Origin of the sequence: Vibrio profundi (genome assembly GCF_005281835.1) — a bacterium.
GTDB lineage: Bacteria > Pseudomonadota > Gammaproteobacteria > Enterobacterales > Vibrionaceae > Vibrio > Vibrio profundi.
In genome coordinates this window covers 369,897-394,549 of sequence record NZ_RZIS01000001.1, presented here as the reverse complement: position 1 = coordinate 394,549, position 24,653 = coordinate 369,897, and the positions used below count along the sequence as shown (strand labels likewise).

Below are 24,653 nucleotides of genomic sequence, written 5' to 3'. Positions count from 1 at the left end.
AAACGGAAAAACGCTGGCAAAGCATGCCAGCGTTTCTATGAAGGCAGTTTACTATCGTACTAGGCTTAGAAACCGTATTCTAGACCTACACGTACAAACATAGTCTTATCTGCTGCATTGTATGCATCATGTTGACCAACACGTACGTAAGGTACGAAGCCATTATGTACATACATTAGCTGACCTGAAAGCACTTCATCAGCATCGTCTTGCTTAACGCCTTCAATTTCAGAGTCTTGGTTAGCCGCGTAGCCCAATTTGAAGCCCCATGGGCCAGACCAGTATTGACCAATAAGAGAGAACTGCCCCTGCTCTGCACTTGCGCCAGCAACAGTTTTTGCTTCACCATCATTGTATTTATATGCACCTGCTAGGCCGAAACCTGCTGGTAGTGGTAATTCAAAACCAACAACATAAGCTGTAGTGTCAACGGTCCCGCCATCATATCTCGAGTTATTTTCATAACCACCGTGTACAGTTACTACATCAGAGAAGTTGTAGTGTGCCGCTGCGCCAACATGGTTTGAATCATCCACACCTTTGTCGCCACGCCCGATTGAAACACTGTATGTGAAGCCACCAAATGCTGGAGAATCGTAACGAGCGATATCACCTTTACGATCGTAGTGCGCTTTAACATCACCACCCCAGTCAAATACACGACCTAGACCTGGGTTAGAGTATGGCCAATCGACAATTTCGTATAGAGGAGTAAGCATACGACCGAAACGAACTTTACCCCAATCACCTTGAAGACCAAGGAAAGTGTCACGTGCACCTAAAGTAGAACCAGTACCATCTTCACCTACATAACCAGATTCAATCTGCATGAAAACATTTACGTTATCAAACATATCTTTGCTAGCGCGGAAACCAATTCGAGATTCATTCTCGTAATCGTAACCCGTACCATCTTCTTGATAGAATGCTGAAATTGCTGCTACACCGTAAGCTTGAACGTTGAAGTCAGAAATAACACCTACTTGAGAAGATTCTGCGCCTGAAGCGAATGCACCTGTTGATGCTGCTGCCACTGCTGCACCGATTAGAGTGCGTTTGATCATTTTTTCCATGGAAAAACTCCTAAAAATGGATATAGCTGTTTTTATATTTCTCGTCTTAAGTTGGCCGCCGAAGCGAGAAATATTCTTCTTAGTTTGAGAACTTGTTTACTCGTTAATTAAATTCTCGATTCTCTTGCTGCATACACCTCGTGCATCCATGAAATTAAGACTAACTTTGCGAGAAAAAATATCAACAGCAACTTAATTTCCATCTAAAAAAATATGAGCAGGTACAAATTTTTATCAAGTTAGTGATCAAGATCCTCAATATACAGAACAAGGATCCATTAAACACAAAAAACCCTTGAAAACAACCACATAAATATAAATCAAACAAAAAACACATTGAAGTGAGTCGCATTTATTTCAACTAAATTACATAGATTTCTTATAATTGAACTTGATCACGTAACTAATACCCTAGCTATTATATGAGTTAATTCCCGGTGAAAAATAAACGCTATGATTTTCATTTTAAAACAAAAAAAAGCACCCTATTGGGTGCTTAAATAAAACAGAAGAATCCTTTCCTAAAGCATATTCAGTAAATCTTGTTCGGTTCTGATTTCAATGCCTAAATCTTGCGCTTTGGCTAACTTAGAACCCGCAGCTTCTCCAGCAAATAATATGTCTGTTTTCTTAGATACACTTCCTGTCACCTTCGCCCCTAAGGCTTGAAGAGCAGCCTTCGCTTCACTACGACCTAGCTGAGATAAAGAACCGGTTAGTACTACCGTCTTTCCTTCCAATGGTAACTCTACATCTTCAGCCGGTGCGATGATCTCAGGCCAATGTAACCCCATTTCTATGAGTTCACTTACAACTTGCTGGTTCTTTTCTTGAGAGAAAAATGAAGTGATATGACTCGCAACTATTTCACCGATATCTGAGACTTCAAGTAGAGATTCATGAGTAGCTTCGGCAACATTGTCTAGTGTTTTGTAATGCTGAGCGAGGTTCATAGCTGTTGCTTCACCTACTTCCCTGATCCCAAGCGAGTAAATGAAACGAGACAAAGTCGTTTCCTTAGATGCTGCTAATGCATTCACAACATTTTGAGCTGATTTAGGCCCCATACGATCTAGAACGGTAATAACACCAGCGCTTAGTTTAAATAAGTCAGCGGGCGTTTCGACCATTTCACGATCAACCAGCTGCTCAATGACTTTCTCACCAAGCCCATCAACATCTAAAGCTTTACGAGAGACAAAGTGTTTAAGCGCTTCTTTACGTTGAGCTTGACAAACCAATCCACCAGTACAACGTGCTACAGCTTCGCCTTCTACGCGTTCAACCGAAGATGAACAAACTGGGCAGTTCTCCGGAAAAGTAATAGATTGCGCACTTTCCGGACGTCGCTCCTGTATAACAGAAACAATTTGAGGAATCACATCCCCGGCTCGGCGGATTATGACGCTATCACCAATTTTCACTCCTAACCGATCTATTTCATCTGCATTATGCAAGGTTGCATTGCTGACAGTTACCCCACCGACAAACACAGGCTCAAGCTTTGCAACTGGCGTAATCGCTCCCGTTCGTCCTACTTGGAATTCCACATCGTTTAATAAAGTAATCTCTTCTTGCGCTGGGAACTTATAAGCAATGGCCCATCTTGGAGCTCTAGCGACAAATCCCAGTACCTCTTGCGCTGCAATATCATCGATCTTAATCACGACCCCATCAATCTCATACGACAATTGATCTCGGCGTTGCATAATGTCTTGATAATATGCTTTGACGTCAGAAAGTGAGTCCAATTGACGTGTTTCCGGGCACATAGGTAGCCCCCAACCCTTTAATTGTAAGAATCGCTGGTAATGGCTATCCGACAAAGTTGCTCCTTCAACCACACCGACACTATAGGCATAGAAGCTCAATGGTCTAGTCGCAGTAATTCGGGAGTCTAACTGCCTCAAGCTTCCTGCAGCCGCGTTTCTAGGGTTAACAAAGACTTTCTCCCCTTTTTTCAACGCTTGTTCATTCAACTTATCGAAACCCGCTTTTGGCATAAATACCTCACCGCGTACTTCAATACGGTAAGGCCAGCCTTCGCCTTGCAGTTTTAGCGGGATAGCGCTGATCGTTCTTACGTTTTCAGTGATGTTTTCACCGGTAGTACCGTCACCGCGTGTTGCCGCTTGAACTAAAATACCATTTTCATACAGCAGACTTACCGCCAAGCCATCTAGCTTAGGCTCACAACAGAATGTCGAAAGATCAGCCACTGGAGCACGGTCAGCCATTCGCTTATGAAATGCATCTAAATCTTCATCATTAAATGCATTATCAAGAGATAGCATTGGGATTTCATGAGCGACTTGGGAAAATCCATCTAATGGCTTGCCGCCCACCCTTTGACTAGGGGAATCGATATCAACTAGCTCTGGATGTTCCAGCTCGATCTTTAACAGCTGCTGCATCAATCGATCATATTCAGCATCGGGAACTTCTGGATTGTCCTCTACATAGTATTTAACTGCATGGTAATGCAGAGTTTCCTTTAATTTTTCTAATGTTGTGCGAATTGATTCTGTCATATCTGTCTCTGTACAAATCTAAGCATCAAAAAGGGCTCCCTGAGGAGCCCTTTCGGCATTACGTTAATAGTCAGCATTATAGCTCATTAGGCGCTTTGAGCTTCTTTAAAATCTCGAATTTGCTTACGGTAATCTGATAAGCGATTTGGGGTCATCAAATTTCGAGCTTCGTCCAAAACATTTCCGCCCATGTCGTCAGCAATTCTTTGAGCTGTTTGAAGCATAATATTGAAGTTTTGCTCGGCTTCACCATAACACGGTAATGTCATGAAGAAAGAAATACCTTTAGTTGAAAAGTCTGCAGGGTCATCATGCTCTAACGTTCCAGGCTGCATCATGTTCGCTACACTAAAGATAACTTTTGGTGTTGTCGCCGATTGCGCATAACAGTGGAAAATAGACATTTCACCGTATGACAAGCCATTATCTTCCATGCTTCTGAACAGTTGAGTACCTACAAACGGAGTATCGCCCGCACAATGGACATTCAGAACAATCACTTCTAGCTCCGCAACCTCTTCGGCGATAGGCTCTGGTTCTGCTTTTTCTACCTTTGGCTCAGGTTCAAACGCAGTAACCAATTCTTCGGTAGCAGCAGGCGCCTCAATAATTTCAGGCTCAGATTCAAAACTAGGTTCTGTTTCTAAGAGCTTCTCTGATTCTTGACCAAATTTATTCTCATCATCTGAAACACTGAATGAAGGAATATCGTTGACTTCAACATTCACTTCTTGCTTGTCTGATTGCACGCTATCAGCATCAATTAATGGATCAGCAATAGGAGCTTGAATGGAAAAATCAGGCTCTTTTCGCTCTTTTCTAATAATTTCAAAATCATCTTCGGGCGCGAAAGAGCGTTGAGGTAAGTCATCCTCGGTATCTGCTTCACTAGTATCTAACTTACCGAGAGGCTTATCACCAAACTTGGCTTTCCCTTCTTTTTTACTCGTCCATAAACCATGAAACAATAATGCGGCGATCGCTAGCGCGCCAACAATAATGAGTACAAATCGCAATTCCTGCATTCTACGCTCTCAGCTTCTTAATCACCGTGATTCTCTATGAAAACCACGCCGATTAAGGTGGGTTAATTCGGCTATTCCATCTACTCTACCAAAACTAGATATAGTTTTAGAACAACTTAATGCAAGAACTTCCGCAGATGGTGTGATTTTCGCCACGCTTTTTTTCTTGAATCAGTTCAGTACAATAGAAGTGTCTGCAATTTAACCGAATAAAATTGAATATGAACTTAGTATCAAAAAAACGTACAGGCTTTGGCTATTTTTTTTACGGACTAGAGATAGCTATGTCTCCGGCTATCCGTAAATTTGTATTACTGCCTTTACTTGCCAATATATTACTCGTTGGCGGTGCCCTCTTTTATATCTTTTCAAATCTGAATATCTGGATTGAAAGTTGGCTTGGGCAAATGCCAGATTTCCTTTCGTGGCTAACTTATATTCTTTGGCCACTACTAGCATTAACTATCCTAGCGACCTTTTCGTATTTCTTTAGCACACTCGCTAATTTCATTGCTGCCCCATTTAATGGCTTACTTGCCGAAAAAGTAGAAGAATCGCTATGTGGGCAGAAACCAAATGACGATGGTTTGCTAGACGTCCTTAAAGACACTCCAAGAATTCTTGCTCGAGAATGGCGCAAACTGGTTTACCTACTACCTAAAGCGATTGGCCTCTTTTTATTACTGCTGATTCCTGCACTCGGCCAAACCGTGGCGCCTTTCCTATGGTTCGCCTTCACCTCTTGGATGTTTGCAATTCAATATTCTGACTACGCATTTGATAACCACAAAATCAGTTTCAGCGACATGAGAAACAATTTGAAACAAAAACAAACTAAGGCCTACGGTTTTGGTTCTTGTGTGGCTTTATTCACCACCATTCCATTTTTGAATTTGTTTATCATGCCTGTCGCGGTGTGCGGTGCGACAGCGATGTGGGTCGAAGAGTTCAAAAACAAACAATAAGCACGTTACTTCCTTTCCTAGAGTGCAATGCTCTAGGAAATCCCCCCTGTTAGCCCCTCATCACTCTAATAAGATATAACTTTTTAATCCTTTTACCTTTTTTTTATCTACCTTAAGCTCAACTAAGTTCACAAAAAACATACGAGATACTAGACGGTATAGTGAATGACATACTACGTTTAGTCCGTCATTAAATGAAGGAATATCAAATGAGCAAAATCTACGAAGACAATTCACTAACAATTGGTAATACGCCGCTAGTACGTTTGAATAAGGTAAGTAAAGGTAAAGTACTTGCAAAAGTTGAAGCGCGTAACCCAAGTTTCAGTGTGAAATGTCGTATCGGCTCCAACATGATTTGGGAAGCAGAAAAAGCAGGCACTCTTAAGCCAGGCGTTGAACTAGTTGAACCAACTAGTGGTAACACAGGTGTCGCGTTAGCATTCGTTGCTGCGGCTCGTGGCTACAAACTAACGCTTACTATGCCTGAATCGATGAGCTTAGAGCGTCGTAAGCTACTTAAAGCCCTAGGTGCTAACCTCGAGTTGACTGAAGCAGCAAAAGGCATGAAAGGTGCAATTGCTAAAGCTGAAGAAATCGTGGCATCAAACCCAGACAAATACTTATTGCTACAACAATTCAACAACCCAGCTAACCCGCAAATTCACGAGAAAACAACGGGCCCTGAAATCTGGGAAGCAACAGATGGTGAAATTGACGTATTCGTCGCTGGTGTAGGTACAGGCGGTACAATCACAGGTACAAGTCGCTATATTAAAGGCGAAAAAGGCAAAGCAATCACTTCAGTTGCCGTTGAACCTGCTGAATCTCCAGTCATAGCTCAAGCATTAGCTGGTGAAGAAATTCAACCAGCTCCTCACAAAATTCAAGGTATCGGCGCTGGTTTCATCCCAGGTAACCTAGATTTGGAGGTTGTTGACCGCGTTGAATCTGTAACATCTGATGAAGCGATTGAAATGGCTCGCCGCCTAATGGAAGAAGAAGGCATTCTAGCTGGTATCTCTTCTGGTGCAGCGGTAGTAGCAGCTAACCGTCTTGCGGAACTTCCTGAATTTGAAGGAAAAACTATCGTAACAGTACTACCAAGCTCAGGTGAACGTTACCTTAGTACAGCCCTGTTTGCAGGCATCTTTACGGAGAAAGAGAACCAACAGTAATATGTGGTCAAATCAATTTTTCGTCCAAAAAAGCCCCGTTTAGGGGCTTTTTTGTTGATCCCTGCCTCACCTTTGGTAATATCACACCTGTTTTATTTTTAGCTTCAAAATAAAAGAAGCAATAAACAGAATTCTGGAAGGTTGTGAGCCGCGATGAAACATTGCCTCATGATTGGAAAAAATTTAAATCAGTTTCAGTTCTGACACGAACAAAACTTTGGTGCCCTAGCGGAATCAAGTTAAAGCGGTTAAGCTAATCTGGTTACAAACTTACAAAAAATAAATTAATTGGGGTATATAACATGTACGAGAAGCAAGTAGAAATCACAGCAGAAAACGGTCTTCACACTCGTCCAGCTGCACAGTTCGTTAAAGAAGCAAAATCTTTCGACGCTGACATCACTGTGACTTCTAACGGCAAAAGCGCTAGCGCAAAGAGCCTATTCAAACTACAAACTTTAGGCCTAGTAAAAGGTACTAACGTAACTATTTCAGCTGAAGGCCCTCAAGCTCAGCAAGCTGTAGACCACCTAGTTGCTCTAATGGATCAGCTACACTAATTCGGTCTCCTTCTTTCAAAGCCATTTTGCCCCGCAAAGTGGCTTTGTTCGAAATAGATATGAATAAGCTCGACACTTTGTCAGCGACTAAGTCACCATTCTCCCGTTTACAGTTGACCAACTTAAGGTAAGGCTATGATTTCAGGCATCCTAGCATCTCCTGGTATTGCTTTCGGTAAAGCACTACTACTTCAAGAAGATGAAATTGTCCTAAACACTCAATCTATCTCAGACGACCAAGTTGAAGCAGAAGTTCAGCGTTTCTTTGACGCTCGTAACAAATCTTCTCAGCAGCTTGAAGTTGTTAAGCAAAAAGCACTTGAAACTTTTGGCGAAGAAAAAGAAGCAATCTTTGAAGGCCACATCATGTTGCTTGAAGATGAAGAGCTAGAAGAAGAGATTTTAGCACTCATTAAGAACGACAAGATGCACGCAGACAACGCGATCTACACAGTGATCGAAGAGCAAGCGACAGCACTTGAATCTCTTGATGATGAGTACCTAAAAGAGCGTGCTACAGATATCCGTGATATCGGTAACCGCTTCGTTAAAAACGCACTAGGTATCAACATCGTTTCACTCAGCGATATCGATGAAGAAGTTATCCTAGTCGCTTACGATCTAACGCCATCAGAAACTGCACAAATCAACCTTGACTACGTTCTAGGTTTCGCATGTGATATCGGCGGTCGTACATCTCATACATCAATCATGGCACGTTCACTTGAGCTTCCTGCTATCGTTGGTACTAACGATATCACTAAGCAAGTTAAAAACGGCGACATGCTTGTGCTAGACGCGATGAACAACAAGATCATCATCAACCCTTCTGAAGCTGAACTAGAAGCAGCGAAGAAAATCAAATCTGATTTCGAAGCAGAAGCGGCTGAACTAGCAAAACTAAAAGACTTACCAGCTATCACTCTTGATGACCATCAAGTAGAAGTATGCGGTAACATCGGTACTGTTAAAGATTGTGACGGTATCATCCGTAACGGTGGTGAAGGCGTTGGTCTGTACCGTACTGAATTCCTATTTATGGACCGTGACGCGCTACCTACTGAAGAAGAGCAATACATTGCTTACAAAGAAGTAGCTGAAGCAATGCACGGCGAGCCAGTGATCATCCGTACAATGGATATCGGTGGTGATAAAGATCTACCGTACATGGATCTTCCACAAGAAATGAACCCGTTCCTAGGCTGGCGTGCAGTTCGTATCAGCTTAGATCGTCGTGAAATCCTACGTGACCAACTACGTGGCATCCTACGTGCTTCAGCACACGGTAAACTACGTATCATGTTCCCAATGATCATTTCTGTTGAAGAAATTCGTGAGCTGAAAAAAGCGATCGAAGAATACAAAGCAGAACTTCGTGCTGAAGGCCTTGCTTTCGATGAAGAAATCGAAATTGGTGTAATGGTTGAAACTCCTGCTGCGGCAGCAATTGCGCACCACCTAGCAAAAGAAGTTTCTTTCTTCTCAATCGGTACTAACGACCTAACGCAATACACGCTTGCAGTTGACCGTGGTAACGAAATGATTTCTCACCTATATAACCCACTATCTCCAGCGGTACTGCTTGTAATTAAGCAAGTGATCGACGCTTCTCATAAAGAAGGTAAATGGACAGGTATGTGTGGTGAGCTAGCGGGTGATGAGCGTGCTACTTTACTTCTTCTAGGTATGGGTCTAGATGAGTTCTCAATGAGCGGTATCTCTATCCCTAAAGTTAAGAAAGTAATCCGCAACTCTAACTTCGCTGAAGTTAAGGCAATGGCAGATGAAGCACTTTCTCTACCAACAGCTGAAGAAATTCAAGCTTGTGTAGACAAATTCATCGCTGAGAAATCTCAATAATAGCCAGTAACTGATTAAATAGACGGCTAAAAAATGTCGTCTATTTTGTGAGATTGGTATACTATATTCGACAGAATAAAACAAAACGTTAGGAGCATGACACAATGGGTCTGTTTGACAAACTTAAAAAGCTTGTATCTGATGACAGCGCTGATGCTGGTGCAATCGAAATTATCGCACCTCTATCTGGCGAAATCGTAAACATCGAAGATGTGCCAGATGTAGTTTTCGCAGAGAAAATTGTTGGCGACGGTATCGCAATCAAACCAGCTGGCGACAAAATGGTAGCTCCTGTTAACGGTACTATCGGTAAGATCTTCGAGACTAACCACGCATTCTCTATCGAGTCTGACGACGGCGTTGAGCTTTTTGTTCACTTCGGTATCGACACAGTTGAACTTAAAGGTGAAGGTTTCACTCGCGTAGCAGAAGAAGGTCAAACTGTTAAAGCTGGTGACACTATCATCACTTTCGATCTAGCTCTTCTAGAAGAAAAAGCAAAATCAACTCTAACTCCAGTTGTTATTTCTAACATGGACGAAATCAAAGAGCTGAACAAACTTGCTGGTTCTGTAACTGTTGGTGAAACTGCAGTTCTAAAAGTAACTAAGTAATTTAGTTTCTTTCCAAACATTAAAAACGCTGCTCTAGGGCAGCGTTTTTTTATTTGTGTCGAGCCAACTTAACCTAGTAACCCAATCGCAGCGCCTGCTTGCTGGTTTGCTTGAGCATAGAGTGCCGATGTAGCTTGTTCGAGCACTTGAGATTTGACCAATCGCGTTGATTCCCTAGCATAGTCAGCATCCTGAATTAGACCTTTTGCGGAGGTTATATTGCTGTCCATGCTCGTTAAGTTATCCATAGTTCGACTAACACCGTTTTGAAAACCGCCTATTTCACCACGATGGGCATCAACATACTTGAGCGATGCATCAACGATCGCAATACCTAGTTGAGCATTCCCTACATTCGATAAATCCAGGTCATCAAGCGTCACAGGTTCACTGCTCTCTAAACTTAGGGTATCGGCTAAGCTTCCAGATAATTCAAAACCTTTGGGCGCTTGTTTAAAAGATGCAAAAAACTGCAATTCATAATCATCGGTCACAGACGCTTTAAATACATCTTGTTGTCCGTTGATATAGGTTGCTGCTTGCAAGATATCGTCTCCCACTTTGAGTTCGATATCCGTCTCCTGTGTTTTCCCTAGCTCATCTATGTAGGTAAACTTCAGTTCGTGATTACCGTGGTCCACTATCCAGCCTTCATCACTAGAGTCGGCAGCCCGAACAACATTCCCTCCCATCTCTGGGATATTTGTCCGCATGCTCTTCAAATTTAGTGTGACTGCGTTGGCGTTTGGGCCTAGATAAAAGCTCTTTTTATCCAAATACCCATCGAACAGTTCTTCACCTGCAAAAGTCGTTGTAAGAGCGATTCTATCGAGCTCGTCTTTCAACATTTCACTTTCGATATTAATGCTATCTCTATCCGATGAGGAATTTGAACCGTTTGCTGACTGTAATGCTAACTCCCTAAGCTTTTGCAACAAGTTAGTACTTTCATGTAAAGCACCTTCTGCTGTTTGCGCCACCGAATAAGCATTTGTCGCGTTGCGATGTGCGGTATCAATTCCACGCGTTTGGACATGCAACCTATTAGCAATTTGCATTCCTGCTGCATCATCACTTGCAGTTACAATTCTAGAGCCTGAAAGAAGTTTATTATGGGCGTCGACAACCTCCGTTTGTGCATTCCCCATATGCCTTTGAGCAATAGTGGCGGGCACATTTGTCTTGATTGACACCATCTATTTGATACCTATCTCCTTATTAGATATTGCCCAATCGCACCACGACGTCTAACTATTCTCCCAACATACTTGGAGGGATAAGATCTTAGGTACAAAGTAAACGCTAAGTGAGCGTGGGCTCTTCCAGATATAAATAAAGCCAGGTGTTTAACCACCTGGCTTTATTCGTTTAGTTTAGCTCTATTAGCCTAATAGGCTTAGCGCTGAGTTTGGTGCCTGTTTCGCTTGCGCAAGAATTGAGCTTGACGCTTGAGACAGGATTTGTGACTTGGTCATTTGAGTCGTTTCTTTCGCGAAGTCGGTATCTTTGATACGGCTCTTCGATGCGTTTACGTTCTCGTTAATGTTGTCCAAGTTGCTGATTGCATGGTCGAAACGGTTCTGGAATGCACCCAGTTCTGCACGATGGCTATCTACATACTTAAGTGCAGTATCGATAATAGCTACCGATTCTTGAGCACCGCCGACCGACGTTACATCAATATTAGAAACTGTAACTTGCTTGCCATCCTGCATGCTTAACTCACCCGCAAGGCTACCAGAGAAAGACACTTCGCCTTCTACTTTGTTATTGCCTGCGAACATTTGCAGCTGACCATCTTCGTTTACCGACGCTTTCACAAGATCTTGTTGACCGTTAATGTAAGTCGCAAGTTCTTCAATATCATCGCCTGCTTTGGCGTTAACCTGAATCTCTTGTTCATTACCATAAGTGTCAGTAAGGGCAATGGTTAGGTCATTTGAACCCGATTGAACACTCCAATCTTTGCCTTTGCCTTCTTCCGCTTGATAGCTTACTCCACCCATTTGCATGTTATCAGAGCGCATATCTTTTAGTGAAAGCATTACCGCTTCCCCGTTGTCTGCACCGATTTGGAATGCTTTAGTACCGTGTGTACCATTCAGTAGCTTGTTACCACCGAAGGAAGTTGTTTCAGCGATACGATTTAGTTCGTCATTCAGTGCTGTTACTTCTTCTTGAATCGCAACACGTTCTGATTTTGAGTTAGAACCGTTTGCAGACTGTAGTGACAAGTCACGCATACGTTGCAGGATGTTCGTTGTCTCATTCATTGCACCTTCTGCGGTTTGTGCAATTGAGATACCGTCGTTTGCGTTACGTACTGCAACATCAAGACCACGACTTTGAACGTTCAAACGGTTAGAGATTTGTAGCCCTGCCGCGTCGTCCTTTGCGCTGTTGATCTTAAAGCCTGAAGACAGACGTTCCATAGATGTTTGCTGAGCATTGTTCGCATTGTTTAAGTAACGTTGCGCTGTCATTGCTGATACGTTTGTATTTACATTCACTGCCATGGTGATTTCTCCAATTGATTTTCCGATGTTACGGTTTCCGACGTCTCGGAAAACCAAGTAGTTCTCTCAAAGTTACTTTTTATAACGGCGCAATTTCGAAAATCTTTAATGGTTTATTTAAAAAAGATAAGAAAATAGAATGTTGGAGGTATTTGTGTGAGAAGAGGCAGATAATAGAAAAATAATTTAAATGAATACTAAAGTTTATCTTTTAGCTGTCGAAAGTGCATGACTAACAGAAACTAGCCGAGTAGCGTCAGGGCTAAATTAGGGGCTTGCTTGGCTTGCGCCAGAATGGATGTACTCACTTGCTGTAAGATTTGCTGCTTGATCATTTGCGTGGTTTCTTTCGCGTAATCGGTATCTTTGATTCGACTATTGGAAGACGCCAAGTTTTCGTGGACATTCTCAAGGTTGTTAATGGCGTGGCCAAAACGGTTTTGATATGCCCCAAGTTCAGCTCGGTGACTATCGACATATTTCATTGCCGTATCCAATATAGAGACAGCACGCTGCGCCCCTCCAACATTGGTCACATCTAGGTTATCGACTGATTCATAAGCCCCCGAGGACATAGAAAGCTCACTGGCTAGACTTCCCGAAAATGAAATAGTGCCTGAGGTTTTTTCCCCTGCCATGAATATCTGAAGTTGCCCACTATCATTGACCGATGCTGAAACCAAATCAGTCTGACCATTGATATAAGTGGCAAGTTCTTCGATATCATCACCCGCTTTCGCTTCAATCTCGATATTCTGCTCTTGGCCAAACCGATCGACAAATGACATAGCAAAATCGTTGTTGCCAGCTGATACTGACCAATTGCTATCAGCCATACCATTGGCGACATAACTAAAGCCCCCCATCTCTAAACTGTCAGTACGCATGTTCTTTAGCTGTACTTGTACTGCTTCCCCTGAAGAAGCTCCAATTTGAAATGCGGTACTGCCAAAAGCACCGTTTAGCAGCTTTTTACCACCAAAAGAGGTCGTTTCAGCGATTCGGTTTAATTCATCATTTAAAGCGGATATTTCTTCTTGTAAAGCTGTCCTTTCTGCTTGGCTATTGGAGCCATTAGCTGATTGCAAAGCCAGATCACGCATGCGCTGCATAATATTAGTGGTTTCATTCATCGCCCCTTCCGCAGTTTGCATGATTGAAATCCCATCATTGGCATTTCTGACTGCGACATCTAAACCACTCATCTGCGCTTCAAGTCGATTCGAAATCTGCAATCCTGCAGCATCATCTTTTGCGCTGTTAATACGACTCCCTGAAGCAAGACGCTCCAAAGATTGATTAAGCATGTCCGTCGCACTCGACAGATTTCTCTGTGCGACTAATGCAGAAACGTTCGTATTTACCGTTATCGCCATTCAAAAGCGCCACTTAGATGGAAAGGTTGATTCTTTATCGGCCAAGCTTTGAAATCCTTGAATAAAAAAGGAGCACTTAGTGCTCCTTTTTTCAGTTTAATTTGACTACTTAAACGACAAAGCTTGCAGCATAGCTTGCGAAGGCGCGAAGAAGTAAGCGCCAGTCACCGCTTTAGTAAACCGCAGTAATTGGTCCGTTTTTCCATCCGTAACCCCATACATACTTTCTAGCATCGCATCAAAGTTATGACGGTTGTTACAGTAAGCGATGAACAATAAGCCATGCTCTCCAGACGCAGAGCCGTACGGTAGACTATGGCGTACAATCTTCAGCCCTTTGCCTTCTTCTTTGATATCTACACGGCCTACATGAGACGCAGCTGGTACATTTTCGAGTTCAATCGAATCTGGCTTAGTTCGGCCAACGACCTTTTCTTGTGCAGAAACATTCAAACGATTCCATGCTGGAAGGTTATGAATAAAACGTTGCACCATAACATAGCTACCACCAGCAAATTCACCATCAGCGACGATTGCCACTTCTTCGCGCTGTGCCTCTTTCGGGTTTTCTGTGCCATCGACAAAGTCGGTCATATCTCTTGAGTCTAAGTAACGATACCCATAAGTTTCATCCACAACATCAACCGAGTCAGCAATATCAGACAGTAACTTTCTTAGCACATAAAAATGTAGATCATGACGATTAGAGTGACAGTGAAGTAATACATCGACTTCCGTACTAGGAGCGTGAGTGTCACCCTCTCCAAGTTCTGGAAACTCAATCAATTCAGATGGGACATCTTGTGAGAATTGGTCCCAAAACCGTTTAGTAAACGCGATTGAAACGGTAAGCTCCGCATCTGGCTGATTACTGTTTAACTCATCGACTAATTGAGGCAATGACTGCAACTTTGCTAGTACTTCTGATTCATTTTTTAAGACTTTCAGTTGAGTGTACAGCGCAAAAGGCCCAGCTTCAGGCAAGATCGCAGATTGAGCGTGTGACATACAAAATCCTCTACTTTTTTATTTCAGTGTAATTGTTTGAAATTTAAGTGCTTTGACAGCGATCATCCACTTTTAGATTCTTCGTTATTAAATTCGGGGATCGCAAAACACGCTTTGACCGTTCGGCTCTTATAAAGATATATCGCTAACCATAATAAGATAACTAATGTGACGGCATTCGACCAACGGAATAGCCCATGATCTAAATAAACATGATAGACGGTCTGAGCAATCTGCAACGTGGTCACCAATAAGCTGACTTCTCTTCCGTATGCAGCTGCCATATTGATCCACTTACGATCGGCATTTCTCAACCCAATCAGCCACATTAATAAAATGCTGGGCAACCCCATCGCGATTCCCAAATAGAGCATAGAGTGATCTGGGTAAACGATTTCCAGTATTTTTGCTCCAGAATCGCGGCTTGCACCAGCAACAATAAACACCACCCATGCCTTAGCTAAAAACAACCAACCTAGCCAAAGCGTTAACGGGGCCTTTAAAAAGCCATTTTTGTCATACTGCTCTATGGAATAACGCACAAAACTTTCACTTCAATATTATAAAGACTGCACTTTAGCGCAATTTATTCAAATTAGGATAAAATTTACGGTATCTTAAAGACATACCGTCACTAGTTTACGATACAAGTATGAAAAACAAACCCAATACACCGTCAGTCGAGTCACAACAAGAAGCAATGAAAATAGCCAAAGCGACACAAAAACCAAGCCAAACCAAAGAACAAACCAAGTTAATTGCACAGGGTATTGAAAAAGGCATCGCTCTGTACAAAAAGCAGCAAAAAGAAAAAAACCGACAAGCAGATAAAGCAAAAAAGAAGCAACAAAAAGCGAAGATCAAAACCACAGAGCCTGAAGTAGAAACCGTCGAGCAAACTTCTGCTGAAACTAGCCAACCTCATTACTTACCATGGATTTTACTGGCTGTCAGCTGGATAGGCTTTGGCGCTTATATCACTTTAATGTAAGGACACCGCAATGGGTAAAATTCTTTTCTCTATCCTAACTAGCGTTTTATTAATCGGGTGTACGACCCCAACTAAAGTCATACGCGAAGACGCGAAAAATATTGAGTTGGACTTACACGGTTCTCTGGATATTAACCAATGCCAATTCTTAGGTGAAGTCACCGGTAGCGAAGGCCATTGGTACAGTTATTTGTTTTACCCGAATGATACTTTGGTACAAGGAGCGGTAAATGAACTCAAAAACAACGCTCTTTCGTTAGGTGCCGATACTGTAGTGTTTTCTATTCCTCAAGACTTTGCTACATCGGTAACCATACTTGGTGTCGCCTATCAGTGCTCTCGCTAAACAATGGTATGAAAAAAGCCAGCTTTCGCTGGCTTATGCACTAAATCCAAGACTGATTGCTATATCAGTTTTTCGTTCGATAACCCATTGGCTGTCAAAAGGCCCCCAATCCGATAATTGATAGTAACCATCATTGTGACGTCGCCCATCTTGAACAAACATGAGTTCAATACCAATCCCCGGTAGTGCCTTAAGTACATCTTGAATCGTACGTCGAGGCCACCCCGTTTTCTCGATGAGTTTCGGCACATTTGGCCGTTCAAGGCTTTCCACTAACAAAGCTAAATATAGCCGCCTTGCAAAAACAGGACTCAACTCCATTGACACCTCCTATATCTGTGCCAAATCATTATTTCTTTTTTGGGCCAAAAGATGTTGAGGCGGATCAATAACTCTCCGAAAGTGACATTTTCTTACGCTTTTATTACATGACGTATCTAAAATTCAGGGACATTTCGCTGACTAAAATATAAATAGATGACGACACAGCGATAAACTAACTACACGCATACACTACTCACTAATCAACCTGTGCTATCTCTTTTCATAATGTCGGTTTGTGCAAATTTAACCAAACTAGTTTCAACATTCGCCAACCTTCTATCGATAGTTGTCAAATCGCCTTGAAGACGCTCTTTCGTTACCGACTTCCCTACCTGAAATCTGAGCCTATTTCCCCCGACTTCGTAGCAAGCTGAGTCTTCACTTAAAACGATAAAGTGCCGTTCTAGCTTCATGGTTGCTTGATTAAGTAAAAGCGCATTATTCTGTAGCGTGCTTTTATAAAAATGCAGTGAAGCAATCGACTGCAGTTTAGTCGATTTACTTACAAGCTCAGATAAATGACTACCATCTAATTGAGATTGACCATCCTCTACAAACTTCCAATACACGGACTGAAAGCCAAAAAAACACTCATGCATCTCCAATAATGCATCCCTTTGTATATCTAATGTCTTATTTCTTCTCTCTTCGCGAACCTCACGATCATGTCGCCTATCGTGCTTAAGTTGGGTCCAGTAATAACCGTAACCTGCGACAATTGCAGTCAATAAGATAGGAAAAGTCTTGATGACCAAGTCTTTCAAATCGCTAAGCTCAAAGCCTAATGGGTTGGATGTCACCATGTACCCCAAGAACCGAAGCATTAGTAGGGCCAAAATCAGCATCATCGCTGTGCGTTTTTTCATGAAAAATACTTTTACAATCATTAAATCGACAGGATTATATCAATAAAAATAATCAGTTAGTAAATATCAACAAACCAATCTGACTAATAAATGGAAAGAATAATAGATGGAAGTTGGTTGTCATTGGGCTTCCTGTTAGGATTTAGCGATAACAAAGAAAAGTATCATCAAAAGGAATCATCATGACGATCACTATGTTCGGCATCCCAAATTGCGACACCATTAAAAAAGCCAAGAAATGGCTTCAAGTAGAAAACGTTGAATTTGATTTTCACGACTACCGCAAACAAGGTATCGACGAAACCTTAGTTAAAACTTTCTGCTCTGAGCTAGGCTGGGAAACCGTACTGAACAAACGTGGGACAACCTACCGTCAATTGACTCAAGAGCAAAAAGATTCTCTCAACGAACAAACTGCGATCACATTACTGGTTGAGCAACCAGCTATGATCAAGCGCCCAATACTTAAAGTAGACGGCCAGTACCACATCGGCTTCAAAGCAGACCAATACTCAGCAATATTCTCATAATTAAAGATATACAGGTAAGGAATTCAAGGATGACAGATAGCCCAACTTTGGCTCTGGCAAAAGATTTAATTAGTCGTCAGTCGGTAACACCAGAAGACGCAGGCTGCCAAGATTTAATGATTGAACGATTAAAGGCAATTGGCTTTGAAATCGAAGTCATGGTGTTCGAAGATACAACGAACTTCTGGGCTCGCCGTGGTACACAAGGTCCACTATTTGCGTTTGCAGGGCATACTGATGTGGTTCCTGCTGGCCCTGTAGAACAATGGGATACCCCACCTTTTGAGCCAACTATGATTGGCGATTATTTGCATGGCCGTGGCGCAGCGGATATGAAAGGCTCGCTGGCGAGTATGATTGTTGCGGTTGAACAGTTTGTCGCTGAAAACCCAGATCATGAAGGTTCAATCGGATTCTTAATCACGTCAGATGAAGAAGGCCCATTCATCAATGGTACTGTCCGTGTGGTAGAAGCACTGATGGCACGTGGCGAAAATATTGATATGTGCATCGTTGGCGAACCTTCAAGCACTGAACATGTTGGCGATGTAGTTAAGAACGGTCGCAGAGGCTCTATTACTGGCGATCTAACCATCAAAGGTACTCAAGGGCATGTTGCTTACCCGCACCTAGCTAACAACCCGGTACATAGCTCTTTACTGGCAATCAACGAACTGGCCACCACAGAATGGGACCAAGGGAACGATTACTTCCCACCAACAAGCTTCCAAATCCCGAATGTCAGCGCTGGTACTGGTGCGTCTAATGTCATTCCGGGCGAGTTTAATGTTCAATTTAACCTAAGATTCAGCACTGAACTATGTAACGACAAGATCGTAGAACGCGTGACCGCTACGCTTGATAAGTACGACTTCGAATACGACCTTAAATGGACATTTAATGGCGACCCGTTCCTAACAGATACTGGAGCGCTACTCGATGCTGTTGTTGATGCTGTAGATAGTGTGAATAACGTTAAGCCTGCACTTCTAACCACAGGTGGTACTTCTGACGGACGTTTCATTGCGCGTATGGGCGGTCAAGTTGTTGAGCTTGGCCCGGTGAACGCGACAATCCATAAAGTAAACGAATGTGTGAATGTACACGACCTTGAGAAGCTGACCGAAATGTATCAGCAAACGCTTCAAAACTTATTTGGTAAGTAACTCCATGACTCCAGAGCAGCTCACTGGCCAAGTTGAAACCCACCTCATCGAAACCTTGGTAGGTAACAAACACTTTCTTGTTCATCCTCAAGTAGAGGAAGACTTGCAGGCACTGGTTAACGCTGCTCTTGTCGCTGGCTTCAAACTTGAAATCGCTAGCGGGTTTCGGGGGTTTGCTCGACAAGAAGCGATTTGGAACAATAAATTTTCAGGAAAGCGAGTAATTGTTGATTCCGATAGCCAACCACTCGATGCAAATTCACTCACCGATGAAGAGAAGCTATTTGCAATACTGCGCTGGTCGGCATTGCCAGGTGCAAGCCGCCACCACTGGGGTTGTGACTTCGATGTTTATTCCAGAAGCGATGTGCCGGGTGGTGTTAGCTTACAGCTAGAGCCTTGGGAATACCTATCGGGCCATCAATCTGAGTTTTATCGCTGGCTAACTGACAATTTAGAGTCTTTTGGGTTTTATTTCCCATACAGCGAAGAGCTTGGAGGAGTTGCAATTGAACCTTGGCATATTAGCCATCGAAGTGTCTCGGAAATGTGCCTTTCCGAACTCTCTGTTCAACTTCTTAGCACTCAATTGGCTCGTAGCTCGATTTTAGGCCAAGATGTAATTATGAAGAACCTTTCAAATATCTATGAACGTTTCGTAACGAACATAAGCAATTAAGAGGGAGCTATGGAATTTCTAACGAACCCGTGGGTCATCAGCATCATTTTGGTCAGTGTAGTGATCGGTAACATTGCCGCGCTCAAATACACTGCCAATATGAAGTTCAAGCAAGTTGAAAAGCATAAGCACAAAAGTGATCTAGACAAGCTCACTGAGCTCGATAAAAAAAGACGAGCAGAAGAAGCGAAAAAAGACAGCGAAGAGCAATAAAAAAGAGGACATTACGTCCTCTTTTTAGTTTCTATTTTTTGCTTTCATCAACGACTGCCGCGAGTACCGGTACAAGAGACTTCAGCAGTTCCTCTTCAACAGGCTTACCAGCAGCGTCCGTAACGTTAATCGAAGTTCGGTTACCCAAGTCACCAAATAGGAAGGTATAAGTGCCACCCTTTAGGTCAATAGGTTTAACACCAATCGTTTCCCAGAACTCATCATCTGGAGAAGCATATTTAGCCTTTATCGTACCTTGTGATTGGTTTCGCTCTTCAAGAGTGAAGCCCATCGTCGGCAATAGATCGGGTAGACGTTGCCACAGCACGTTATAAGGTGCACGAGCAATAATCACAGGGAAGCCACTGCGGTCTGAACCCATAGAAATTGGAATTTGCTTAACCAACTCTTGAGCTTTAAGTGCTGCCTCTTCACGTAAATCTTGGTCGTACTTCGCCGTTACTAAGTTAGTCATAAAGGCGTTGTATCGCTCTTTATTCGTTGCAGTAACAGGCTTCACTTCAGAGCCTTCGCGCCAGTCAATAAGGCTGATTTTAAAACCATGGCGATTATTCGCTTCAAAGCGTGAGATCAAATAGCGACTACCGATCGTCACTTCTTCATCTTCAGATTCCCACGAAACCCACCCTGTTTCGACCTCGAGATCCGTTTGCTCACGAATCTCTATCTTGCGATTCGCTAACATATCTAATGCGGTTTGCCACACTTTCTTCGCTTCTTCTTCACGAAGTAGCCACAAAGTCACCTCGCCATCACGACGTTCAGCACGCGCACCAGGGATTAACTCGAGTACTTGCTGCGGTGGGCGGATATCGACTTCTTTACCGATGCCGCCAGAAAACTCACCTTCTGGGATATTATAATTTGGATAGAACTGCGGGGTCGCATCTTCAGGCAGTTGCCACTGAGAAAACTCAGGGGTTTCTAAGTATTCGAAATCATCTTTTGCCTGACGACGCTGAGACGCATTACCAGAGCAAGCGGTAAGAACAAAAACAGCCAGTGAACCGATCACTAGCTGGTGAGAATACTTCATTTATACTCCTAAATGCCGAAGAGTTACTCCGGCATTACTTTCAAACTAATTAGTAGATACAAGCTTCGGTCATTGCTTGAGCAACGGTAGGACGTGCAGACTCCGACAATTCAGTCAAAGGTAAACGCAAACCACCGTCAGCAATCAGTCCAAGCTTATGAACCGCCCACTTCACAGGAATTGGGTTAGATTCAACAAACAGATTTTTATGTAACGGCATCAACTTCTGGTTAATTTCTTCAGCTTCATCATAGCGCCCTTCTTTCGCAAGACGGAACATTGTCGCCATATCTGCAGCTGCAACGTTATTCGTTACAGAAATCACACCATCACCGCCACGTTTAACGAATTCCAGACCAGTTAAGTCATCACCACTTAGTAAGATAAAATCTTCGCCACAAAGTTCACGGTGAATGGCAATTCTTTCTAAATCACCTGTCGCATCTTTTAATGCAACAATATTTTCAATTTTCGATAAACGAGCAACCGTTTCTGGCAGTAAGTCTACCGCAGTACGGCCCGGTACATTGTATAGGATTTGCGGCACATCGCTGACTTCAGCAATGGCTTTGTAATGTTGGTACAAACCTTCTTGCGTCGGTTTGTTGTAATAAGGAGTCACGCTTAGGCAGCCGGCAATGCCAGAACCGTTAAGTAAACGGCTGAACGTTACTGATTCATGAGTCGCATTAGCGCCTGTGCCTGCGATAATTGGAATGCGGCCGTCCGCGAATTCCACCATCTTATTGACGACCTTGACATGCTCTTCTACGGTTAATGTGGCCGACTCGCCAGTTGTACCCACTGCAACCAAGCCATCGCTACCTGCAGCTACGTGATGATCAACCAGCTTTTTCAAGCTGTCGAAATCCACTTCACCGTCTGGATTAAATGGCGTAACTAACGCAACGATACTTCCTGAAAACATGTCTATCTCCCTAAATTGATTCTTTTTGCATGGTACTGTAAGGCGATTGATAAACACAAGAGAATAAAGCGGCTTACATAGTACAAGTGAATGAAATACTACCGGATGTTAGAGACCTAACGCCTCTAGGCATTAAAAATGTGACCAGCGACTGGCCAACGCCTTATTTTAAAAGCGCTCGCCACAATCGTGTCAATTCTAGGTAATTTAAAAAACTGAACATTGTTGGTAATAGGAATACCACAAAAAGCCAATTTGATGCACTTATTGTTCACAATATCTGTGCTACCATGCATGGAATTATGGAAAAAATAAAGAAGTGATTTTATGACTCAACATCTAGTAATCACAGCAGTGGGCACAGATCGCCCAGGAATCTGCAATGAAGTCGTCCAATTGGTAACTCAATCAGGCTGTAATATCGTTGATAGCCGCATTGCTTTATTCGGTGAAGAGTTCACCCTCATCATGTTGCTTTCTGGTAAAGCTAATAGCATTACCCGTGTCGAAACAACCTTGCCATTGCTGGGCCAAGCTCATGATTTAATTACTATCATGAAGCGCACTTCTCCACACACGCAATTAGACAACTCGTACACACTTGAAGTGTTTGTTGAGTCGGACGACAAAGTAGGACTCACAGAGAAATTCACTCAGTTCTTCGCCGACAGAGACATAGGCTTAGCTTCTTTAAGCGCACAAACGATCAATAAGTCAAAAGTGCAATTGGATAACGACCAGTTCCATATTTCAATCACTGCTTCTGTTCATTCAGATTGCAACCTGATGCAACTACAAGAAGAATTCAATTCGTTGTGTCAGGAACTCGCCGTTCAAGGCTCATTAAATTTCATCAAGAACAGTCAATAAAAGGAAATCTCATGAATACGCTGACAGCCGGAACCCCAGCACCAGCTTTTTCTCTGCTCAACCAAAACGGTGAAACCGTATCACTTGCCGATTTTGCAGGCAAAAAGGTATTGTTTTACTTTTACCCTAAAGCCATGACTCCAGGCTGTATTGTTCAAGCTGAAGGTCTGCGTGACATCAAAGCTGAACTTGATGCGCTTAACGTTGTGGTATTAGGCGTAAGCATTGATCCAGTAAAACGCCTACCTAACTTCATCGAGAAGAAATCATTAAACTTCGATTTACTGTCTGATGAAGACCATCAAGTTGCTGAACAATTTGGTGTGTGGGGCGAGAAAAAATTCATGGGTAAAGTGTACGATGGCCTGCACAGAATCAGCTTCTTAATCAACGAAGAAGGCATCATCGAGCACGTATTTAACAAGTTCAAAACCAAGACTCACCACGAAGTGGTTTTAGATTACTTTAACCAGAAAAACGCCGAGTAATTCAACGAGTTCGATACAAAAAGGGCGACCCATGCATTATGGGTCGCCCTTTTTATTGTGAATCCAAGTCTTTGCTATTTTTCGGGCAGTTCATATTCTTCATTGCTTGGTAAAGCATTCCAAACCGCTTTCACTAGCGTTGCCAATGGGATCGCGAAGAAGACTCCCCAAAAACCCCACAAACCACCAAACACCAATACCGCAACGATGATCGCCACTGGGTGTAAGTTTACCGCTTCAGAAAAGAGAACTGGAACCAGCACATTGCCGTCCAACGCTTGGATAATACCGTAAGCGAGTAGCAGCCAGTAGAAAGGTGGGGTTAACCCCCACTGGAATAAGCCAACAATCGCAACTGGTACTGTCACCGCTGCTGCGCCGATATACGGAATCAACACTGACAAACCCACGGCTACCGCCAATAATGCTGAGTAACGTAGGTCTAGAATCGCAAACGTAATGTAACTCACACTACCAACAATCAGGATCTCAACCACTTTTCCTCGAATGTAATTCGATATTTGTTGGTTCATTTCGACCCATACTTTCGTGGCTAGACGGCGGTTTTGCGGTAACACACCACTCGCCATTCGGATCATTTCTTCTTTGTCTTTCAATAAGAAGAAGATTAATAACGGTACTAGGATGAGGTAAACCGCTAGAGTCGCGATACTGACAAGAGACGCAAGTGAACCTTTAACCACACTTTCGCCCATGCCCACCACTTTATTCTTCGCATTAGACACTACCGACTCAACAATTTGTAGGTTTGCTAATTCTGGGTAGCGCTCTGGAATGGTAGCAATGAACTTCTGCAGTCCAACGTACATGCTCGGAATATCATTGATTAAGTTTCCGACTTGGTTCCATATCGTCGGCACAAGTCCAAAGAGCGCTAAAAGCATCAAGCTGAAGAACATTAAGATAACCAGCATCACCGCTGGTGTTCTCGGTATTCCTACCCGCTGCATTTGTGCAACCGGCCATTCCAACAAGTAAGCTAAAACGATCGCTACTAACAGCGGTGCGATTAAGTGACCAAAGAAATAAATCGTAATAAAGCCGAATAGAATGATGGCAACCAAACTGACAGCGTGGGGATCGGAAAAACGTCGTTTATACCAACGACTGACCATTTCAAGCATTTGACTGCGCTTCCTTCTTCATAACTTTGATGTGGTAATAATCAGGATAAACTTCATTTTCAACACTGAATGAGTGTCGAGATAGGAAATTTACAGTGTCTTTCATAGAGCTTTGATCGGAAATGAAAATAGATAATGATTGACCAGCTTCTAACTTAGCAGTGTGACGTTTGGCTAATAATAATGCCATTGGGCACCGCTCCTGGCGTAAATCTAGAATATTTGGTTTCATTCTTGAGCTCGATGCTTATTATAAGGAATCATTGTAATTTGTTTTTTGAAAGCGTGACACCTTTCTATCAAATTTACAATCAAGATAATGAGCGTCAATAACAATCTCTAAT

At 42.8% G+C, this 24,653-nt stretch carries 27 protein-coding genes; 13 read left to right on the top strand and 14 right to left on the bottom strand.

What is annotated here, in order from left to right; genetic code table 11:
* Positions 1–65: 65 nt before the first annotated feature.
* The 3 genes from ELZ11_RS01825 to zipA form a co-directional block, all read right to left on the bottom strand.
* Entirely contained in the window at positions 66–1,073 is a 1,008-nt protein-coding gene (locus tag ELZ11_RS01825; RefSeq protein ID WP_137355664.1) for a porin, read from the bottom strand.
* 521 nt (positions 1,074–1,594) lie between these two features.
* Positions 1,595–3,604 (bottom strand): NAD-dependent DNA ligase LigA, encoded by a 2,010-nt coding sequence (gene ligA / locus ELZ11_RS01820; RefSeq protein WP_137355663.1) that lies wholly within the window; start codon positions 3,602–3,604, stop codon positions 1,595–1,597.
* Between the two features lie 86 nt (positions 3,605–3,690).
* Positions 3,691–4,629: a cell division protein ZipA gene (gene zipA, locus ELZ11_RS01815; protein ID WP_137355662.1), complete on the bottom strand. Its 939-nt coding sequence runs from the start codon at positions 4,627–4,629 to the stop codon at positions 3,691–3,693.
* Positions 4,630–4,850: 221 nt separating this feature from the next.
* On the opposite strand from zipA, the gene cysZ reads away from it, so the two are divergent.
* The 5 genes from cysZ to crr all read left to right on the top strand — a co-directional run bounded on the left by cysZ (position 4,851) and on the right by crr (position 9,806).
* Positions 4,851–5,594, top strand: coding sequence for a sulfate transporter CysZ (gene cysZ, locus ELZ11_RS01810; protein WP_137355661.1), 744 nt, complete (start codon positions 4,851–4,853; stop codon positions 5,592–5,594).
* 209 nt (positions 5,595–5,803) lie between these two features.
* A complete protein-coding gene (cysK, locus tag ELZ11_RS01805; RefSeq protein WP_137355660.1) occupies positions 5,804–6,772 on the top strand; it encodes a cysteine synthase A in 969 nt (322 codons plus the stop codon).
* Positions 6,773–7,074: 302 nt separating this feature from the next.
* The gene (locus ELZ11_RS01800) at positions 7,075–7,332 is read left to right on the top strand and encodes an HPr family phosphocarrier protein (protein ID WP_004734263.1); all 258 of its coding nucleotides are present in this window, start codon (positions 7,075–7,077) and stop codon (positions 7,330–7,332) included.
* A gap of 135 nt (positions 7,333–7,467) precedes the next feature.
* A complete protein-coding gene (ptsI, locus tag ELZ11_RS01795; protein ID WP_137355659.1) occupies positions 7,468–9,192 on the top strand; it encodes a phosphoenolpyruvate-protein phosphotransferase PtsI in 1,725 nt (574 codons plus the stop codon).
* A gap of 104 nt (positions 9,193–9,296) precedes the next feature.
* The gene (gene crr / locus ELZ11_RS01790; RefSeq protein WP_137355658.1) at positions 9,297–9,806 is read left to right on the top strand and encodes a PTS glucose transporter subunit IIA; all 510 of its coding nucleotides are present in this window, start codon (positions 9,297–9,299) and stop codon (positions 9,804–9,806) included.
* A gap of 68 nt (positions 9,807–9,874) precedes the next feature.
* Here the strand turns inward: crr and ELZ11_RS01785 are convergent, their stop codons facing one another.
* From ELZ11_RS01785 to ELZ11_RS01760, 5 genes are all read right to left on the bottom strand, one after another.
* A complete protein-coding gene (locus ELZ11_RS01785) occupies positions 9,875–11,002 on the bottom strand; it encodes a flagellin (protein WP_137355657.1) in 1,128 nt (375 codons plus the stop codon).
* A 186-nt stretch (positions 11,003–11,188) separates the two neighbouring features.
* Positions 11,189–12,322 carry a flagellin gene (locus tag ELZ11_RS01780; RefSeq protein ID WP_137355656.1) on the bottom strand — a complete coding sequence of 378 codons (1,134 nt, stop codon included), beginning with the start codon at positions 12,320–12,322 and terminating at the stop codon, positions 11,189–11,191.
* Between the two features lie 242 nt (positions 12,323–12,564).
* Complete coding sequence (locus ELZ11_RS01770) at positions 12,565–13,698, bottom strand: flagellin (protein WP_137355655.1); 1,134 nt, start codon at positions 13,696–13,698, stop codon at positions 12,565–12,567.
* A 105-nt stretch (positions 13,699–13,803) separates the two neighbouring features.
* On the bottom strand, positions 13,804–14,706 hold the full coding sequence (locus tag ELZ11_RS01765) for a Dyp-type peroxidase (RefSeq protein WP_137355654.1): 903 nt from the start codon (positions 14,704–14,706) through the stop codon (positions 13,804–13,806).
* Positions 14,707–14,768: 62 nt separating this feature from the next.
* Entirely contained in the window at positions 14,769–15,248 is a 480-nt protein-coding gene (locus tag ELZ11_RS01760) for a DUF2919 domain-containing protein (protein ID WP_137355653.1), read from the bottom strand.
* A gap of 110 nt (positions 15,249–15,358) precedes the next feature.
* Between ELZ11_RS01760 and ELZ11_RS01755 the strand changes: the two genes are divergently transcribed.
* Positions 15,359–15,697, top strand: coding sequence for a DUF2956 domain-containing protein (locus ELZ11_RS01755; protein ID WP_137355652.1), 339 nt, complete (start codon positions 15,359–15,361; stop codon positions 15,695–15,697).
* A 10-nt stretch (positions 15,698–15,707) separates the two neighbouring features.
* Positions 15,708–16,043 carry a DUF4156 domain-containing protein gene (locus ELZ11_RS01750; RefSeq protein ID WP_137355651.1) on the top strand — a complete coding sequence of 112 codons (336 nt, stop codon included), beginning with the start codon at positions 15,708–15,710 and terminating at the stop codon, positions 16,041–16,043.
* Between the two features lie 33 nt (positions 16,044–16,076).
* Here the strand turns inward: ELZ11_RS01750 and ELZ11_RS01745 are convergent, their stop codons facing one another.
* Together ELZ11_RS01745 and ELZ11_RS01740 are read right to left on the bottom strand one after the other, a co-directional pair.
* Complete coding sequence (locus ELZ11_RS01745; RefSeq protein ID WP_137355650.1) at positions 16,077–16,364, bottom strand: winged helix-turn-helix domain-containing protein; 288 nt, start codon at positions 16,362–16,364, stop codon at positions 16,077–16,079.
* Between the two features lie 203 nt (positions 16,365–16,567).
* Positions 16,568–17,233, bottom strand: a complete 666-nt coding sequence (locus tag ELZ11_RS01740; RefSeq protein WP_137355649.1) for a hypothetical protein — start codon at positions 17,231–17,233, stop codon at positions 16,568–16,570.
* Positions 17,234–17,415: 182 nt separating this feature from the next.
* Here ELZ11_RS01740 and ELZ11_RS01735 point away from each other — a divergent pair, with 182 nt between their 5' ends.
* Genes ELZ11_RS01735 through ELZ11_RS01720 form a run of 4 tightly spaced genes read left to right on the top strand, consistent with a single transcriptional unit; the run spans position 17,416 to position 19,821 of the window.
* Positions 17,416–17,763, top strand: a complete 348-nt coding sequence (locus tag ELZ11_RS01735; protein WP_137355648.1) for an ArsC family reductase — start codon at positions 17,416–17,418, stop codon at positions 17,761–17,763.
* Positions 17,764–17,792: 29 nt separating this feature from the next.
* Complete coding sequence (gene dapE / locus ELZ11_RS01730; RefSeq protein ID WP_137355647.1) at positions 17,793–18,929, top strand: succinyl-diaminopimelate desuccinylase; 1,137 nt, start codon at positions 17,793–17,795, stop codon at positions 18,927–18,929.
* A gap of 4 nt (positions 18,930–18,933) precedes the next feature.
* Positions 18,934–19,608, top strand: a complete 675-nt coding sequence (locus tag ELZ11_RS01725) for a M15 family metallopeptidase (RefSeq protein ID WP_137355646.1) — start codon at positions 18,934–18,936, stop codon at positions 19,606–19,608.
* A 9-nt stretch (positions 19,609–19,617) separates the two neighbouring features.
* Positions 19,618–19,821 carry a DUF2897 family protein gene (locus ELZ11_RS01720; RefSeq protein ID WP_137355645.1) on the top strand — a complete coding sequence of 68 codons (204 nt, stop codon included), beginning with the start codon at positions 19,618–19,620 and terminating at the stop codon, positions 19,819–19,821.
* Positions 19,822–19,852: 31 nt separating this feature from the next.
* Here the strand turns inward: ELZ11_RS01720 and bamC are convergent, their stop codons facing one another.
* The gene (bamC, locus tag ELZ11_RS01715; protein WP_137355644.1) at positions 19,853–20,878 is read right to left on the bottom strand and encodes an outer membrane protein assembly factor BamC; all 1,026 of its coding nucleotides are present in this window, start codon (positions 20,876–20,878) and stop codon (positions 19,853–19,855) included.
* 49 nt (positions 20,879–20,927) lie between these two features.
* The gene (dapA, locus tag ELZ11_RS01710; RefSeq protein WP_137355643.1) at positions 20,928–21,806 is read right to left on the bottom strand and encodes a 4-hydroxy-tetrahydrodipicolinate synthase; all 879 of its coding nucleotides are present in this window, start codon (positions 21,804–21,806) and stop codon (positions 20,928–20,930) included.
* Between the two features lie 327 nt (positions 21,807–22,133).
* Here dapA and ELZ11_RS01705 point away from each other — a divergent pair, with 327 nt between their 5' ends.
* Entirely contained in the window at positions 22,134–22,676 is a 543-nt protein-coding gene (locus ELZ11_RS01705) for a glycine cleavage system transcriptional repressor (RefSeq protein ID WP_137355642.1), read from the top strand.
* 11 nt (positions 22,677–22,687) lie between these two features.
* Positions 22,688–23,164 carry a thioredoxin-dependent thiol peroxidase gene (bcp, locus tag ELZ11_RS01700; RefSeq protein ID WP_137355641.1) on the top strand — a complete coding sequence of 159 codons (477 nt, stop codon included), beginning with the start codon at positions 22,688–22,690 and terminating at the stop codon, positions 23,162–23,164.
* A gap of 74 nt (positions 23,165–23,238) precedes the next feature.
* On the opposite strand, the gene ELZ11_RS01695 is transcribed toward bcp, so the two are convergent.
* Both ELZ11_RS01695 and ELZ11_RS01690 read right to left on the bottom strand, forming a co-directional pair.
* Entirely contained in the window at positions 23,239–24,309 is a 1,071-nt protein-coding gene (locus ELZ11_RS01695; RefSeq protein ID WP_137355640.1) for an AI-2E family transporter, read from the bottom strand.
* Positions 24,302–24,541, bottom strand: a complete 240-nt coding sequence (locus ELZ11_RS01690) for a sulfurtransferase TusA family protein (RefSeq protein WP_137355639.1) — start codon at positions 24,539–24,541, stop codon at positions 24,302–24,304. Before ELZ11_RS01690 ends, ELZ11_RS01695 begins: the two co-directional genes overlap by 8 nt.
* Positions 24,542–24,653 lie beyond the last annotated feature (112 nt).